Below are 16,112 nucleotides of genomic sequence, written 5' to 3' on the forward strand. Positions count from 1 at the left end.
GGTTTACAAGAGCGCTGGCGCTCGCCTCACTGGGCGGGCTTGACCAATCGCTGCTCCAGTTCGCTGCAGGCTTGCTGGATCATCTCTTCGGTAATCTGTACTTCGCGGCCCTTGGCGTCGATATACGAGCAAGGCAACTGCTGCGGTTGGCGGATCACTTCAATCTTGGCATCGCTGCTGTTTTGCAAGGTCATGGCCTGTCTCCTCATCAGGTTGTGTCCCTATTCTAAGACCCCCGCGTGACCACGCTGTGACAACTCCCTGCAGGGCCACCGGTTCGAACGCCAAGTGCACCAGAAACCACCCAGGATTTCCAGTCGCGCGTTAGACCGATAGCCTCTAGGAGTCTGGGTCGGTGGGCATAATTAACCTGACTCATTGTTATTTGCCCAAGTTCCCCCAATGTTGAGTACAGGTTCCCCATCGGTAATGCCTGTATGTTCTCAGTCCGTCAACGTCGCGCAATTCGCCTGGCCAGCCGCTTTATCGCGCCCTATCGCTGGCAGGCGCTCGGTGCCTTGCTGGCGCTGATCGTCACGGCCGGCATCACCTTGTCCATGGGGCAGGGCATTCGGCTGCTGGTGGACCAGGGCTTCATGACTCAGTCCCCGCACTTGCTCAATCAGTCCATCGGCCTGTTCATGCTGCTGGTGCTGGGCCTGGCGGTGGGCACCTTTGCGCGGTTCTACCTGGTGTCGTGGATCGGCGAGCGGGTGGTGGCGGACATTCGCCGGCAGGTGTTCAACCACCTGATCTACCTGCACCCGGGCTTCTATGAGAACAACCGCAGCTCGGAAATCCAGTCGCGGCTGACCACCGATACCACCTTGCTACAGTCGGTGATCGGCTCGTCGCTCTCGCTGTTTTTGCGCAATGCGCTGATGGTCATCGGCGGCATCGTGCTGCTGTTTGTCACCAACCCCAAGCTCACCAGCATCGTGGTGGTGGCGCTGCCGCTGGTGCTGGCGCCGATCCTGATTTTCGGGCGACGGGTGCGCAGCCTCTCGCGCCAGAGCCAGGATCGCATTGCCGATGTGGGCAGCTACGTGTCCGAGACTCTTGGCCAGATCAAGACCGTGCAGGCCTACAACCACCAGTTGCAGGACGAGCAGCGCTTCGCCGTGACCGTGGAAGAGGCCTTCGCCACCGCACGCAAACGCATCGCCCAGCGTGCCTGGCTGATTACCTTGGTGATCATGCTGGTGCTCGGCGCCGTGGGCGTCATGCTGTGGGTGGGCGGCATGGACGTGATCAACGGGCGTATTTCCGGGGGCGAGCTGGCGGCGTTCGTGTTTTACAGCCTGATCGTCGGCAGCGCCGTCGGCACCCTGAGCGAAGTGCTCGGTGAGCTGCAGCGTGCCGCCGGCGCGGCCGAGCGCATCGGTGAGTTGCTACAGTCGAGCAACGAGATCCAGGCTCCGTTGGCGGGCACGGTGCGCTTGCCGCCGCGCGTCAGCGGGCGCATGGAGCTGCAGGACCTGCGCTTTGCCTACCCGTCGCGGCCGGACACTTACGCCATAGACGGCTTGAGCCTGACCATCAATCCCGGCGAAACCCTGGCGCTGGTCGGCCCGTCCGGCGCGGGCAAGTCGACGCTGTTCGACCTGCTGCTGCGTTTCTACGACCCGCAGCACGGTCGTATTTCGCTTGAAGGTCATGCGCTGACCGAACTCGACCCCCAGGACCTGCGCCGCCACTTCGCGCTTGTCTCACAGAACCCGGCGCTGTTTTTCGGCAGCGTCGAAGACAACATCCGCTACGGCAACCCGTCCGCCACCCGCGAACAGGTCGAAGCCGCAGCGCGTATCGCCCATGCCCACGACTTCATTCTGCAGATGCCCGGCGGCTATCAGACACCTCTGGGCGAAAGCGGCCTGGGCCTGTCCGGCGGCCAGCGCCAACGCCTGGCCATCGCCCGCGCGCTGCTGGTGGATGCACCGATCCTGCTGCTGGATGAAGCCACCAGCGCCCTCGACGCCCAGAGCGAGCACCTGATCCAGCAAGCCCTGCCACAACTGATGCACGGGCGCACCACCCTGGTGATCGCCCATCGGCTGGCGACAGTGAAGAATGCAGACCGGATTGCGGTGATGGACCAGGGCAAGCTGGTAGCTGTGGGCACGCATCAGCAGTTGATTGCGAGCAATGCGCTGTATGCACGGTTGGCGGCGTTGCAATTCAGTGCGGACAAGTAGCGCCACGCTTGTGGATACACTGAAAATCCAGTGTGAAAGCCCGGAGTTCCAGGCAGCCACAATAAGCCCGCACTCACATTTGGCTATTACTGATCGTCGAAATAGCGCTCATGCCAATCCACCAGCGGCTGTGGTGAATTGAGTTTCTGTCCGTAGATCACCGAATAAGACAGCACGTTCTGCACATACTGGCGGGTTTCGTCGAAGGGGATACTTTCCACCCACACGTCGAAGCTCAAGTGGTCGGCGCCGCGCAGCCACTGGCGTACGCGGCCGGGGCCGGCGTTGTAGGCGGCGGAGGCGAGTACGCGGTTGCCGTTGAACTGGCTGTGCACCTGGCTCAGGTAGGCGGCGCCGAGCTGGATGTTCTTGTCCGGGTCCAGCACCTGGGCCGGGGAGGCCAGGGGGATGCTGAATTTGCGCGCGGTCTCCTTGGCGGTGCCCGGCATCAGTTGCATCAGGCCGCTGGCGCCGACGCCTGAACGCGCATCGTCCATGAACGCGCTTTCCTGGCGGGTGATGGCGAACACCCAACTCGAATGCAACCCACGCACCTTGGCTTCGCGCACCAGGGTGTCGCGGTGAGCCATGGGGAAGCGGATGTCCAGGTCATCCCAGTACTGCGCCTGGCTGATGGTGCGGATCGCCGGGAAGTACCACTTCATGTCGTAGGCCAGCCTGGCCTGGGCGACCATTTCGTCGCGATTGAAGTGACGGCTGATGTGATACCACTCGCGGCGCCCGTCGACGATCTGGCCACGGGCATAGAACTCCATTGCACGGCGCACGCCCGGCGTGTTGCGCACCTTGTTCATCAGCGCCTGGCTCATGACCAGCGGTTTGTTGGTGAGCTGGTACGGCGACTTCGAGCGATCGGCGGCGAGAAAGCCGTAGAAATCCCGTTCCTTGGCGACGTTTTTGTACAGCACCATGGCTTGCGGATTTTTCGGTTCGGCCAGTTCCAGACTGCGAGCCTGCCAGTAGCGCCAGCGGTTGGTGGTGGCCAAATCCTGTGGCAGTTTGCGCGTGAGCTGGTAGGCATCTTCCCAGCGTGCCAGGCGCAGCAGCAGACGCAGGCGCCACTCCGACACCGTGTTGTCGCGCAGTTCGGGGTCGTACTGGGTCATCACGTCGAGCGCGCGCGGGTCGTAGCGGCGGGCCAGGGTCAGGCCGATTTCGCGGGCGATCGACACTTTTTCGTCACGGGAGAAGTGCATGCTGCTGGCGTAGCCGTCAAGCAGGGCCATGGCCTTGTCCGGGTCCTGGCGCGCCAGACGACGCAGGCCCAGGCCTACGGCATCGGACATGGCCTCGTTGGCCGGCAGGAAGCGTGACGGGTCGCTGAGCATGTCGGGCTTTTGCGCCACGTCCACCATCAGGCGGCCCTGGACACCAAGGGTGGGCAGGGTTTTCACCAGGCTGTTGGCCAGTGCGTAGTTGCGCGCTTCGGCGGCGAGCTTGGTGCGGTCCCAGATTTTCTGTTCGGTGAGCTGCCCGGCAGCCGCCCACTGGCCGAACGTGACATCACAGGCGGTGGGCTGGGATTTGCCGGTCATCCACAGCTTTTCGGCGGTCTTGTAACCTTCGGCCTTCAAGTTGTGGGTGAGCTGGTATTGGCCGTGCAGACAGTCCAGCTCAACGAAATTGAGCTTGGTGTCGTAGTACTTTTCAAACGTCTGCCAGTCGCCACGCTCGGCCAGCCAGCGCAACCAGCGCAGTTTCATCCAGTTGGCCTGGGGCAGGTCGCCGTTTTTGGCGAGGAACTGCTCGATTTCCTCGTTGCTCGCGCTCTTGAGGCGCGCGGTCAGTTCGTCATAGGCCAGGTAGGGCGTCAGCGGATAGTCGGCCAGCGCCTGGCTGTATTGCATGTACGGGCCGGTATCGCCCTTGGCCAGCGCACGTTTGGCTTCATCGTAGTATTGACGTTGGGTGGTGAGGTCCACGGCCTGGGCGGATTGGGCGGCGGTGGCGGAAAGAAGCAGACAGGATAAAAAGTTGAAAAGGCGACTGCGCATGAGACGTCCGTGCAGAGAAATCACGACTAGCACCGGCACCGCCGACACTGATTGCCCCTAGCTTAGCCTTTTGCCAGCGACCGGCGAAAGCTTTGCCGGGAGGTTCGTTCAAGTTCGACGGAAATGTCCTACAGAACGTGTCCGCATCGAAAAAGCCGGCCGCATCCCACCCTCAACTCAGGTAGAATGCGCGCCCGGTTTTTGGAGAAGTGTATGACCCTGCTCAAATTCAGCGATGTGTCCCTTGCTTTCGGCGCTATGCCGTTGTTGGACAAGGTGTCCTGGCAGATCGCCCGTGGTGAGCGGGTGTGCATCATCGGCCGCAATGGTACCGGCAAGTCCAGCATGATGAAGCTGGTAAAAGGCGATCAGAAGCCCGATGACGGCTCTGTCTGGCGCGCTCCGGGCCTCAAGATCGGCGAATTGCCGCAGGAATTGCCGGTGGCCGACGGACGGACAGTGTTCGACGTGGTCGCCGAAGGCCTCGATGGCGTGGGCGAGTTGCTCGCGCAATACCATCACCTGGCGCAGAACTGCGTCACCGAAGAAGACCTGGACAAGCTGATGCACGTGCAGCAGGCGCTGGAAGCCCGTGACGGCTGGCGCTTGCAGCAACTGGTCGACAGCACCCTCAGCCGCCTGCAACTGCCGGCCGACAAGACCCTCGCCGAATTGTCCGGCGGCTGGCGTCGTCGGGTGCTGCTGGCCCAGGCGCTGGTGTCCGAGCCGGACCTGCTGCTGCTCGACGAACCGACCAACCACCTGGACATCGGCGCTATCGCCTGGCTTGAAGAAGCCATCAAGGACTTCCAGGGCGCCGTGCTGTTCATCACGCACGACCGGGCGTTCCTGCAGAGTCTGGCCACGCGCATCCTCGAGCTGGACCGTGGTGGTCTGATCGACTGGAACGGCGACTACGCCAGCTTCCTGGTGCACAAAGAGGCTGCGCTGGCTGCTGAAGAAACCGCGAACGCGCTGTTCGACAAGAAACTGGCTCAGGAAGAAGTCTGGATCCGCCAGGGTATCAAGGCGCGCCGCACCCGTAACGAGGGCCGTGTACGCGCACTCAAAGCCTTGCGCGTTGAGCGCAGCGAGCGTCGCGAGCGCACCGGCAAGGCGAATATCCAGCTGGACACCGCCGACAAGTCGGGCAAGCAGGTCATGGTGCTGGAGAACGTCAGTTTCCATCACCCGGAGGGTCCGCTGCTGATCAAGGACTTCTCCATGGTACTGGCACGCGGCGACCGCATTGGTCTGCTGGGCGCCAACGGTACCGGCAAAACCACCCTGCTCAAGCTGATGCTCAATGGCCTGCAGCCGACCAGCGGCAAGGTGGAAGAGGGCACGCGTATCGACGTGGCCTACTTCGATCAGTTGCGCCACCAGTTGGACCTGGAAAAAACCGTGATCGACAACGTTGCCGAAGGCCGCGACTTTATCGACATCGACGGCCAGAGTCGCCACGTGCTGAGCTACCTCGGCGATTTCCTGTTCAGCCCCCAGCGTGCGCGCACGCCGGTCAAGGCCTTGTCCGGTGGTGAGCGTGCCCGCCTGTTGCTGGCCAAGCTGTTCAGCAAGCCGGCCAACCTGCTGGTGCTCGACGAACCGACCAACGACCTCGACGTGGAAACCCTCGAACTGCTGGAAGAAGTGCTGCTGACCTTCAACGGTACCGTGCTGATGGTCAGCCACGACCGGGCCTTCCTCGACAACGTGGTCACCAGCACCCTGGTTTTCGAAGGTGAAGGCAAGGTGCGTGAATACGTCGGTGGTTACCAGGACTGGCTGCGCCAGGGCGGTTCGCCGCGTTTGCTCGGCGTGACCGAGAGCAAGTCCGGCAAGGCCGACCTGACCTCCGCCGTGGTTGCGCCGGTGGCGGCTGCACCTGCGCCCGCCCAGGACGCAGCACCAGCGGCCAAGAAGAAACTCAGCTACAAGCTGCAGCGCGAGCTGGAAGCCTTGCCGGGGGAGATCGAGGCCAAGGAACAACAGATCGCCGCAGTCGAGGCAGACATGGCTGACGCGGGTTTCTACCTGCGCCCGGCAGCAGAGACCGCCAAGGTCATCGCCTCCCTGGAGACGTTGAACCAGGAGCTGGAAGTGCTGGTCGAGCGTTGGGCCGAGCTGGATGCCTGATTGATCGGCAGGCACTAAAAAACCCGGTGTTCATCTGATGAATACCGGGTTTTTCGTATATGGGAATACAGTGGATCTTCAGTGTTCCTAAGCGCTTTTTACCAATTTCACGGCCAATACGTCGCAAGGCGCACCGTGCAGCACATCATTGGCGGTAGAGCCCAGCAGCAACGCCAACCCATGACGACCATGACTGCCCACCACGATCAGGTCACAGTTGTGTTCCTTGGCCAGGTGGTGGATTTCCTGGCGCGGCTGGCCGTAGGTGAGGTGGGAGTTTTCCTTGGTTACCTCAGGGTACTTGAGGATCAATCGCTCAAGGCGCTCCTTGGCTTGGTCGAACTGTTGTTGTTGCAGCTGGGACAAGTCCATCGGCACGTCGCCACCAAAGGCCATGGCCATGGGCTCGACGATGTGCACCAGTGACAGTTTGGCATTGCTGGCGACGGCGAATGCGCGGGCGCGCTTGATGACTGGATCGCACTCTTCGGTCAGGTCGACGGCGACCAGGATATGTTCGTAGGACATGGGGCGTTCCTCCAGGGGACTGCGATAAGTTCAGTATGGCTGCTTTCAGGCGGATGCGGTTGCGTCAGGTCAAATCCGCTCATCTGGAAATTCGGGGGTACTTCATATGACGGTCTGGATAGTGGTGTCAATCCTTCTGGTGGTTCTTAGCCCCCTGGCATGGCTGCGCCCGTCGCGTCAGCAGAGCGGGCGCATGGCCCTGCGCATGGAGGCGCGACGCATCGGCCTGGCCATGCAACTGGCGCCGCAGGCGTGGCCGCACTGGCTCAAGCACGAGCCGCCAAGCCCTTGCGCACAATATTGCCGGCCACGACGCGCCGGTGCGCAGGCAGCATGGAGCTACTGGCAGCTCGAACCCGGCGTGTGGGTCAACCAATGGCGCGAGGTGTGCGGGGATGAGGCCTTGCTGGCGCACTTTGCAAAGCTGCCGGCCAATGTCTACAAGGTCGAGGCCGACAAGCAGATGATCGCCGTTTACTGGGGCGAGAAGGGCGAGGCGAGCGTACTCAAGGACATTGACGCGCTGCTCAAGGCGCTGGCCTGAAACCCGCGCAATAAAAAGCCCGACAGTCATCATCGGGCTGGAGTTGGCCAGGCAGGCCGGTAATTTCGTTTGTCGCGTCGGATATTCATCCTGACGCAGTAAGGTACTCGCTAGCCTAGCGGGCTATCTGATTCTGTACAGCCCTTTCCCGTGATCTCTGTCTTATTGATTCAGTGAATAATTGAATATTCCCTCTGAGCAGGGCTAGGGTTGTGGTTCTGAAATGACTGGAAAGTCGCGTTTTTCCTAGCCTTTGGAGCGATTGACAATTGCCCGGAATTGGATGAAGGTGGCGTACCCAAATCAAACGGGCGTATGAATTGAGTGTTTGTCTGTCAGATGCTTCATACATAACCCCGACTATCGCATTGGCGGGTGTGCCTGGCGGATGGGCGTGAACATTGAGCAAAGCCTCAATGTCCAACCCTAGGCCAGCGTCCAGTGTGTACTGTTCAGCTTCCATATCGTGGAGATCAGTTGATGATTTACGAAGGTAAAGCCATCACGGTTAAGGCTCTTGAAAGTGGCATCGTCGAATTGAAATTCGACCTCAAGGGTGAGTCCGTCAACAAGTTCAACCGTCTAACCCTGAATGAACTGCGTCAGGCCGTAGACACCCTCAAAGCGGATGCTTCGGTCAAGGGCGTGATCGTCTCCAGCGGCAAGGACGTGTTTATCGTCGGCGCTGACATCACCGAATTCGTCGACAACTTCAAGCTGCCCGATGCGGAGCTTGTGGCCGGCAACCTCGAAGCCAACAAGATTTTCAGCGATTTCGAAGACCTCAACGTACCCACCGTTGCCGCGATTAATGGCATTGCGCTGGGCGGCGGCCTGGAAATGTGCCTGGCGGCAGATTTTCGCGTGATGTCGGCCACCGCCAAAGTCGGCCTGCCCGAAGTCAAGCTGGGCATCTACCCAGGCTTCGGTGGCACCGTGCGCCTGCCGCGCCTGATCGGTGCCGACAACGCCATCGAGTGGATCGCCGCCGGCAAGGAAAACAATGCTGAAGACGCCCTGAAAGTCGGTGCCGTCGATGCCGTGGTTGCCCCGGACAAGCTGGCTGAAGCTGCACTGAGCCTGATCAAGGGCGCCATCAGCGGCGAATTTGACTATAAGGCCAAGCGTCAGCCGAAGCTGGAAAAACTCAAGCTCAACGCCATCGAGCAAATGATGTCGTTCGAAACCGCCAAAGGTTTCGTGGCAGGTCAGGCCGGCCCGAACTACCCGGCACCGGTTGAAGCGATCAAGACCATCCAGAAAGCCGCGAACTTCGGTCGCGACAAAGCTCTGGAAGTGGAAGCGGCCGGTTTCGTCAAACTGGCGAAAACCTCCGCTGCCCAGAGCCTGATCGGCCTGTTCCTGAACGATCAGGAACTGAAGAAAAAGGCCAAGGCCTACGACGAGATCGCCAAGGACGTGAAACAGGCTGCTGTGCTCGGCGCCGGGATCATGGGCGGCGGTATCGCCTATCAGTCGGCGTCCAAGGGCACGCCGATCCTGATGAAAGACATCAACGAACACGGTATCGAGCAAGGCCTGGCGGAAGCCGCCAAGCTGCTGGTCGGCCGCGTGGACAAAGGTCGCATGACCGCCGCGAAAATGGCTGAAGTGCTTAACGGCATTCGTCCTACGCTGTCCTACGGTGACTTCGGTCACGTCGATCTGGTGGTCGAAGCCGTCGTTGAAAATCCGAAGGTCAAGCAGGCCGTACTGGCCGAAGTGGAAGCTCAGGTCAAGGACGACACGATCCTGGCCTCCAACACCTCGACCATTTCCATCTCGCTACTGGCTCAGGCCCTCAAGCGTCCGGAAAACTTCGTCGGCATGCACTTCTTCAACCCGGTGCACATGATGCCGCTGGTGGAAGTGATTCGTGGCGAAAAGTCCAGCGAACTGGCGGTTGCCACCACCGTGGCCTACGCCAAGAAAATGGGCAAGAATCCGATTGTGGTCAATGACTGCCCGGGCTTCCTGGTCAACCGCGTGCTGTTCCCGTACTTCGGTGGTTTCGCCAAGCTGGTCAGCGCTGGCGTGGACTTTGTGCGTATCGACAAGGTGATGGAAAAATTCGGCTGGCCCATGGGCCCTGCGTACCTGATGGACGTGGTCGGCATCGACACCGGCCACCACGGTCGCGACGTGATGGCTGAAGGCTTCCCGGACCGCATGAAAGACGACCGCCGTTCGGCGATCGACGCGCTCTACGAGGCCAAGCGCCTGGGCCAGAAGAACGGCAAGGGCTTCTACGCCTACGAGGCCGACAAGAAGGGCAAGCAGAAGAAAGTGGCCGACCCGTCGGTGCACGAAGTGCTGGCGCCGGTCATCTACGAGCAGCGTGAGGTGTCCGACGAGGACATCGTCAACTGGATGATGATCGCCCTGTGCCTGGAAACCGTGCGTTGCCTGGAAGACGGCATCGTCGAAACCGCCGCCGAAGCCGACATGGGCCTGGTGTACGGCATTGGTTTCCCTCCGTTCCGTGGCGGTGCGTTGCGTTACATCGACTCGATCGGTGTGGCCGAGTTCGTTGCCCTGGCTGACAAATACGCTGAGCTGGGCCCGCTGTACCACCCGACCGCGAAGCTGCGTGAGATGGCCAAAAATGGCCAGAGCTTCTTCGGTTAAGCGCCCCGGACACTAGAGCGAGACTATTTATGAGCTTGAATCCAAGAGACGTCGTGATTGTCGACTTCGGTCGCACCCCGATGGGCCGCTCCAAGGGCGGCATGCACCGCAACACCCGCGCCGAGGACATGTCGGCGCACCTGATCAGCAAATTGCTGGAACGCAACGTCAAGGTTGATCCGAACGAAGTCGAAGACGTGATCTGGGGCTGCGTCAACCAGACCCTGGAGCAGGGCTGGAACATCGCGCGCATGGCCTCGTTGATGACCCAGATCCCGCACACAGCAGCGGGCCAGACCGTGAGCCGCCTGTGCGGTTCGTCGATGAGCGCGCTGCACACCGCCGCGCAGGCGATCATGACCGGCAACGGTGATGTGTTCGTGGTCGGCGGCGTTGAGCACATGGGCCACGTGAGCATGATGCACGGCGTCGATCCCAACCCGCACATGTCGCTGTACGCGGCAAAAGCATCGGGCATGATGGGTCTCACCGCAGAAATGCTCGGCAAGATGCACGGCATCACTCGCGAAGCCCAGGATGCGTTCGGCCTGCGTTCCCACCAACTCGCCCACAAGGCGACCGTGGAAGGTAAGTTCAAGGATGAAATCATCCCGATGAACGGCTACGACGAGAACGGTTTCCTCAAACTGTTCGACTACGACGAAACCATCCGTCCGGATACCACCCTGGAAAGCCTGGCGGCCTTGAAGCCGGCGTTCAATCCCAAGGGCGGCACCGTGACGGCCGGTACCTCGTCGCAAATCACCGATGGTGCTTCGTGCATGATCGTGATGTCCGCGCAGCGTGCCCAGGACCTGGGTATTCAGCCGATGGCGGTGATTCGCTCGATGGCTGTAGCGGGCGTGGACCCTGCGATCATGGGCTATGGTCCGGTTCCGGCCACGCAAAAAGCCCTGAAGCGTGCAGGCCTGACCATCGCCGATATCGACTTCTTCGAGCTCAACGAAGCTTTCGCTGCACAGGCCCTGCCGGTGCTGAAAGATTTGAAAGTACTCGACAAGATGAACGAGAAGGTTAACCTGCACGGCGGCGCAATTGCCCTGGGTCACCCGTTTGGTTGCTCCGGTGCACGTATCTCCGGTACTTTGCTTAACGTGATGAAGCAGAATGGCGGCAACCTGGGCGTTGCAACCATGTGCATTGGTCTTGGCCAAGGCATCTCCACCGTCTTCGAACGCGTCTAAGCGTTGCTTGGCGGAACGCCGGGGCCCAGTGCCCCGGTTTTTGTTTTTTGGCGTTTTGTAATATTTTTTTTAACGAATTTTGTGAGGGGGCCGCAGCATGAAAGTCGAGCCAGGGCTCTACCAGCATTATAAAGGTCCGCAATACCGGGTTTTCAGCGTGGCGTGCCACTCCGAAACCGAAGAGCAAGTGGTGTTTTACCAAGCACTGTATGGCGATTACGGCTTTTGGGTGCGTCCCTTGAGCATGTTCCTGGAGTCCGTCGAGGTTGACGGCGAGCAGGTCCCGCGCTTTGCTTTGGTGCAGGCCGAACCCAGTCTTTTTTCAGGGCAATAACGGCAGGTCGCGCAGAATGCTGCGCTTGACCTCACCTTGTCGCCACTATATATAGCGTTGCCGCGTCAGGCGCCAACTGCCTTTCACTTCTCGAATTCAGGAATTTTCCGATCCATGGGCAAATCGCTGGTCATTGTGGAATCCCCGGCTAAGGCCAAGACCATCAACAAGTACTTGGGCAACGAGTACGTGGTGAAGTCGAGTATCGGCCATATCCGAGACCTGCCCACCAGCGGTTCGGCTAGCGCCAGCAAGGAGCCTGCCGCCAAGCGCGGCAAGGCCGCCGCGGGCGAAGGTCCGGTACTCACGCCAAAAGAGAAAGCGCGCAAGCAGCTGGTCTCGCGCATGGGTGTTGACCCGGATCATGGCTGGAAGGCCAAGTACGAAATCCTTCCGGGCAAGGAAAAGGTCATCGAAGAGCTGCGTCGGCTCGCCAAGGATGCTGACACCATCTATCTCGCGACGGACTTGGACCGCGAAGGGGAGGCCATTGCCTGGCACCTGCGCGAAGCCATCGGCGGTGACGACAGCCGCTACAAGCGAGTGGTGTTCAACGAAATCACCAAGAAAGCCATCCAGGAAGCGTTTTCCAGGCCGGGCGAGCTGGACATTGACCGCGTCAACGCCCAGCAGGCGCGTCGTTTCCTCGATCGTGTGGTGGGTTACATGGTTTCGCCGCTGCTGTGGGCGAAGATTGCCCGTGGTCTGTCCGCTGGGCGGGTGCAATCGGTAGCGGTCAAGCTGGTGGTGGAGCGTGAGCGCGAGATTCGTGCGTTCAACCCCGAAGAGTACTGGGAAGTTCACGCGGACCTCGGCACCGCCAAGGGCAACACTGTGCGCTTTGAAGTCGCCCGTGAAAAAGGCGAGGCGTTCAAGCCGCTGAACGAAGCCCAGGCCATGGCCGCGCTGGAGAAGCTCAAGGCTTCCAGCTACAGCATCGTCAAACGTGAAGACAAGCCGACCAGTAGCAAGCCGTCCGCGCCGTTCATCACTTCCACCCTGCAGCAGGCCGCGAGCAACCGCCTGGGCTTCGGTGTGAAGAAAACCATGATGATGGCCCAGCGTTTGTACGAAGCCGGCTACATCACCTACATGCGTACCGACTCCACCAACCTGTCCCAGGACGCGGTGGCAATGGCACGTACTTATATCGAGAGCGAATTCGGCAAGAACTACCTGCCGGAGAAACCGAACGTCTACAGCAGCAAGGAAGGCGCCCAGGAGGCTCACGAAGCGATTCGTCCTTCCGACGCCAACACTGAGCCAAGCAAGCTGAGCGGCATGGAACGCGACGCCGAGCGTCTGTACGAGCTGATCTGGCGTCAGTTCCTGGCGTGCCAGATGCTGCCGGCGCAGTACTTGTCCACCACCGTGAGCGTGGGTGCTGGCGACTTCGAGCTGCGTGCCAAGGGCCGTATCCTCAAGTTTGACGGCTACACCCGCGTGATGCCGCAAATCGCCAAGCCCGGCGATGACGATGTACTGCCGGACATGGCTCAGGGCGACACGCTGAAGCTGATCAAGCTCGACCCGTCCCAGCACTTCACCAAGCCACCGGCCCGTTATTCGGAAGCCAGCCTGGTCAAGGAGATGGAAAAACGTGGCATCGGCCGTCCTTCGACCTATGCGGCAATCATCTCCACCATCCAGGACCGTGGTTACGTGGCGCTGCACAACCGTCGTTTCTATTCGGAAAAGATGGGCGACATCGTCACCGAGCGTCTGTCCGAGAGCTTCTCCAACCTCATGGACTACGGCTTCACCGCCGGCATGGAAGAGAACCTCGATGACGTGGCCCAGGGCGAGCGCGACTGGAAGAACGTGCTGGACGAGTTCTACGGCGACTTCAAGAAGAAGCTCGAGGTGGCCGAAAGCCCAGACACCGGCATGCGCGCCAATCAGCCAGTGATGACCGATATTCCGTGCCTGACCTGCGGCCGGCCGATGCAGATTCGTACGGCGTCCACTGGCGTGTTCCTTGGCTGCTCGGGCTACAGCCTGCCGCCCAAAGAGCGCTGCAAGGCCACCGTCAACCTGGTGCCGGGCGATGAAATCGCCGCCGATGACGAGGGTGAATCCGAGTCGCTGGTACTGCGTGGCAAGCATCGCTGCCCGATTTGCAGCACCGCAATGGACGCTTACCTGCTGGATGAGAAGCACAAGTTGCACATCTGCGGTAACAACCCGGACTGCAACGGTTACGAGATCGAAGAGGGTACTTACCGCATCAAAGGCTATGAAGGGCCAAGCCTGGAATGCGACAAGTGCGGCAGTGAAATGCAGCTCAAGACCGGCCGTTTCGGCAAGTTCTTCGGTTGCACCAATCCAACCTGCAAGAACACCCGCAAGCTGCTCAAAAGCGGTGATGCCGCGCCACCGAAGATGGACCCGGTGAAGATGCCCGAGCTCAAGTGCGAGAAGGTCAACGACACCTATATTCTGCGCGACGGTGCGTCGGGGCTGTTCCTGGCTGCGAGCCAGTTCCCGAAAAACCGCGAGACCCGTGCACCGCTGGTGCTGGAAATCGTGCCGCACAAGGACGAAATCGATCCCAAGTACCACTTCCTGTGTGAAGCGCCGAAGAAGGACCCGGATGGTCGCCCAGCCGTGATCCGCTACAGCCGCAAAACCAAGGAACAGTACGTGCAGACCGAAGTGGACGGCAAGCCGACTGGCTGGAAAGCCTTCTACGACGGCGGCAAGTGGAAGGTGGAAGACAAGCGCCAGGGCGCTTGATTCGCTAGTCTGTTAAGGTTGAAAGCCGTCTGTTTAGACGGCTTTTGCTTTTTATAGGAGCGCGTTTGCTCCCGCACTGTCAGCGTCAGGCCTATTCGTTGTGGAGATTGCCGTCATGGCCAACGAACTCTATACCCGTACCAACCAGAAAATTTACTTCGCGGGTTTGTCTCTGGAGGCCCTCGGCCGTGCCGAGCAAGGCAAGGAGATGAATGCTATCGCGCTGGTCCAGGCGGGGCGGGAAGCCGCCTTGTTTCATCTGTATGGTGCTTTGCTGGGGCTGTGCCATGAAATAGCCGGGTACTACCGCCTGCCACAGGCCGGTGCGCCCCGTGCTGAACTGATCATGACCCGAGAAGTGCTGGAGAGCATGGCTATTCCCGAGCTGGCCGAGCTGGTGGAAATGGCCCAGAGCCCGGACAGCTGGATAGCACGCTTGCTCAAGGCCCATGCCGATATGTTCCAGTCGCCGCGTGTGCCTCACGTGCCCAAGGGGGATGTGACACAGCCTTTGATTGTGGCGGTTTCGCTGGAAGACGATGAGCCCAAGCCGTTGAGCCGCGAGGAGTTGGAAAGCTGGCGCCAGGAGTTGAAGAAGCTGGCGTTGCGCTTTCGCGAAGGGTTGAACGAGTGCTGAAACGGCGTCACTGATGCTTACAGATCAACGCTGTGGGAGATTCCAGCGCCGTCGCGCAGCAAACTGGAGTCTCTGTGGCTAGGGTTTTTTTTGTGTCTAGCGGGCTTTTTGTGGCGAGCGGGCTTGCCCCGCGTTGGGGTGCGAAGCGCCCCCAATCCTGCAAAACGCGGTGTACCTGATACGGCTCAGCGCCTGGTTTTGGGGCTGCTGCGCAGCCCAGCGCGGGGCAAGCCCGCTCGCCACAGATGTGTAGTTGCCTGAAATAGCTCATGCTTTTGCACTAAAGCGCCATTCATCAAGCCGTAAAGAAACCTCTTCAGATCCACAGCGATGTCGAGTGGATGACTGATATAATCGCGGCCTTTCGTGGAGAACAAACTTTTATGCCGACGTCCTTTCTGGAAATTGTTGAACTGCCTGACGGCCGCATCGAGTTGCGCCGGGCTGAGGACGAGGGTTCTCTGGTTATTCTGGACTTTTCCGAGGACGCCAAGGCGTTCCTGCAAGGTCAGCACGTGGAAGTGGCGAAAGCCATGTTGAGCGTAGGTGTGCAGATGGCCGGTCGCCTGGCTGAAGGCGAGCCGGAGAAAGACGATGGCCCGAAGGTGCTTCACTGAATCATTGCCAAGGTTAAGGGATTTTTTGTGACAATCCCGCTTGCCACAGAGCCCTGTTTATCCCAGTCGAATATTCAAACTCTGCGCATCTCCCGTGCGAGCAGCACTGATCAGTTGCTGCTTGGCCGTCGCGTTCAAAGGATTCAACCAGCTCACCACCGTATGGCTACGGCCCAGGCGTAACGCTTCGCAGGTTAACTGCTGTGCGCTTTGCAGGCCGCGTGGCTGCAGTAACAGGATACGCTCGCGGTTAAGGCCGGCGTCCCGCAGCCAAGCCTGGGTAAGGCTGGCGGGCGGGGCGATCAACGTCAACCAGCGCGCGTCCTGCTCGTCGCTTAATTCCCGAAGAATAGGCGCCAGCAGGTTCAGGCAGTTCCCGGCAGCACCACGCAACGACAATTCACTGAACGCCTCGGCTTCGGACTCCCACGGGGCCTCGACCGTTTCCTTGAGCAGCGGCGCAAGTGGTTGAGCCATGAAGGCCTCAAAGAGCGACAGTTGTGCCTGTTGTGGTGTGTGCATGAACTGCATGATGCC

Annotated in this window: 13 protein-coding genes; 9 read left to right on the forward strand and 4 right to left on the reverse strand. The window is 60.3% G+C overall.

All coding sequences use genetic code 11. From position 1 onward, the window contains the following. Positions 1-26: 26 nt before the first annotated feature. On the reverse strand, positions 27-194 hold the full coding sequence (locus H045_RS25185; RefSeq protein ID WP_003234031.1) for a PA1571 family protein: 168 nt from the start codon (positions 192-194) through the stop codon (positions 27-29). A 243-nt stretch (positions 195-437) separates the two neighbouring features. Between H045_RS25185 and H045_RS04220 the strand changes: the two genes are divergently transcribed. Beyond that, the gene (locus H045_RS04220) at positions 438-2,195 is read left to right on the forward strand and encodes an ABC transporter transmembrane domain-containing protein (protein ID WP_003234033.1); all 1,758 of its coding nucleotides are present in this window, start codon (positions 438-440) and stop codon (positions 2,193-2,195) included. A gap of 86 nt (positions 2,196-2,281) precedes the next feature. Here H045_RS04220 and H045_RS04225 read toward each other — a convergent pair whose 3' ends face one another. After that, complete coding sequence (locus H045_RS04225) at positions 2,282-4,210, reverse strand: transglycosylase SLT domain-containing protein (RefSeq protein ID WP_015371519.1); 1,929 nt, start codon at positions 4,208-4,210, stop codon at positions 2,282-2,284. A 213-nt stretch (positions 4,211-4,423) separates the two neighbouring features. Here H045_RS04225 and H045_RS04230 point away from each other — a divergent pair, with 213 nt between their 5' ends. After that, positions 4,424-6,346: an ATP-binding cassette domain-containing protein gene (locus H045_RS04230; RefSeq protein WP_015371520.1), complete on the forward strand. Its 1,923-nt coding sequence runs from the start codon at positions 4,424-4,426 to the stop codon at positions 6,344-6,346. An 87-nt stretch (positions 6,347-6,433) separates the two neighbouring features. On the opposite strand, the gene H045_RS04235 is transcribed toward H045_RS04230, so the two are convergent. Beyond that, positions 6,434-6,874, reverse strand: a complete 441-nt coding sequence (locus tag H045_RS04235; protein WP_003234040.1) for a universal stress protein — start codon at positions 6,872-6,874, stop codon at positions 6,434-6,436. 106 nt (positions 6,875-6,980) lie between these two features. Between H045_RS04235 and H045_RS04240 the strand changes: the two genes are divergently transcribed. From H045_RS04240 to H045_RS04270, 7 genes are all read left to right on the forward strand, one after another. Beyond that, positions 6,981-7,418, forward strand: a complete 438-nt coding sequence (locus H045_RS04240) for a hypothetical protein (RefSeq protein WP_015371521.1) — start codon at positions 6,981-6,983, stop codon at positions 7,416-7,418. Between the two features lie 480 nt (positions 7,419-7,898). Further along, complete coding sequence (fadB, locus tag H045_RS04245; RefSeq protein WP_003234044.1) at positions 7,899-10,046, forward strand: fatty acid oxidation complex subunit alpha FadB; 2,148 nt, start codon at positions 7,899-7,901, stop codon at positions 10,044-10,046. A 29-nt stretch (positions 10,047-10,075) separates the two neighbouring features. Then, positions 10,076-11,251, forward strand: coding sequence for an acetyl-CoA C-acyltransferase FadA (fadA, locus tag H045_RS04250; protein ID WP_003234046.1), 1,176 nt, complete (start codon positions 10,076-10,078; stop codon positions 11,249-11,251). Positions 11,252-11,348: 97 nt separating this feature from the next. Next, the gene (locus H045_RS04255) at positions 11,349-11,585 is read left to right on the forward strand and encodes a DUF1653 domain-containing protein (RefSeq protein ID WP_003234048.1); all 237 of its coding nucleotides are present in this window, start codon (positions 11,349-11,351) and stop codon (positions 11,583-11,585) included. Positions 11,586-11,699: 114 nt separating this feature from the next. Continuing rightward, positions 11,700-14,321: a type I DNA topoisomerase gene (gene topA / locus H045_RS04260; RefSeq protein ID WP_015371522.1), complete on the forward strand. Its 2,622-nt coding sequence runs from the start codon at positions 11,700-11,702 to the stop codon at positions 14,319-14,321. Between the two features lie 115 nt (positions 14,322-14,436). After that, positions 14,437-14,958: a DUF6586 family protein gene (locus tag H045_RS04265; RefSeq protein WP_015371523.1), complete on the forward strand. Its 522-nt coding sequence runs from the start codon at positions 14,437-14,439 to the stop codon at positions 14,956-14,958. 383 nt (positions 14,959-15,341) lie between these two features. After that, positions 15,342-15,575: a hypothetical protein gene (locus H045_RS04270; RefSeq protein WP_003234053.1), complete on the forward strand. Its 234-nt coding sequence runs from the start codon at positions 15,342-15,344 to the stop codon at positions 15,573-15,575. Between the two features lie 57 nt (positions 15,576-15,632). Here the strand turns inward: H045_RS04270 and sulA are convergent, their stop codons facing one another. Next, the gene (sulA, locus tag H045_RS04275) at positions 15,633-16,106 is read right to left on the reverse strand and encodes an SOS-induced cell division inhibitor SulA (RefSeq protein ID WP_003234054.1); all 474 of its coding nucleotides are present in this window, start codon (positions 16,104-16,106) and stop codon (positions 15,633-15,635) included. Positions 16,107-16,112: the final 6 nt, after the last annotated feature.

Source organism: Pseudomonas poae RE*1-1-14 (assembly GCF_000336465.1).
Taxonomy (GTDB): Bacteria; Pseudomonadota; Gammaproteobacteria; order Pseudomonadales; family Pseudomonadaceae; genus Aquipseudomonas; species Aquipseudomonas poae.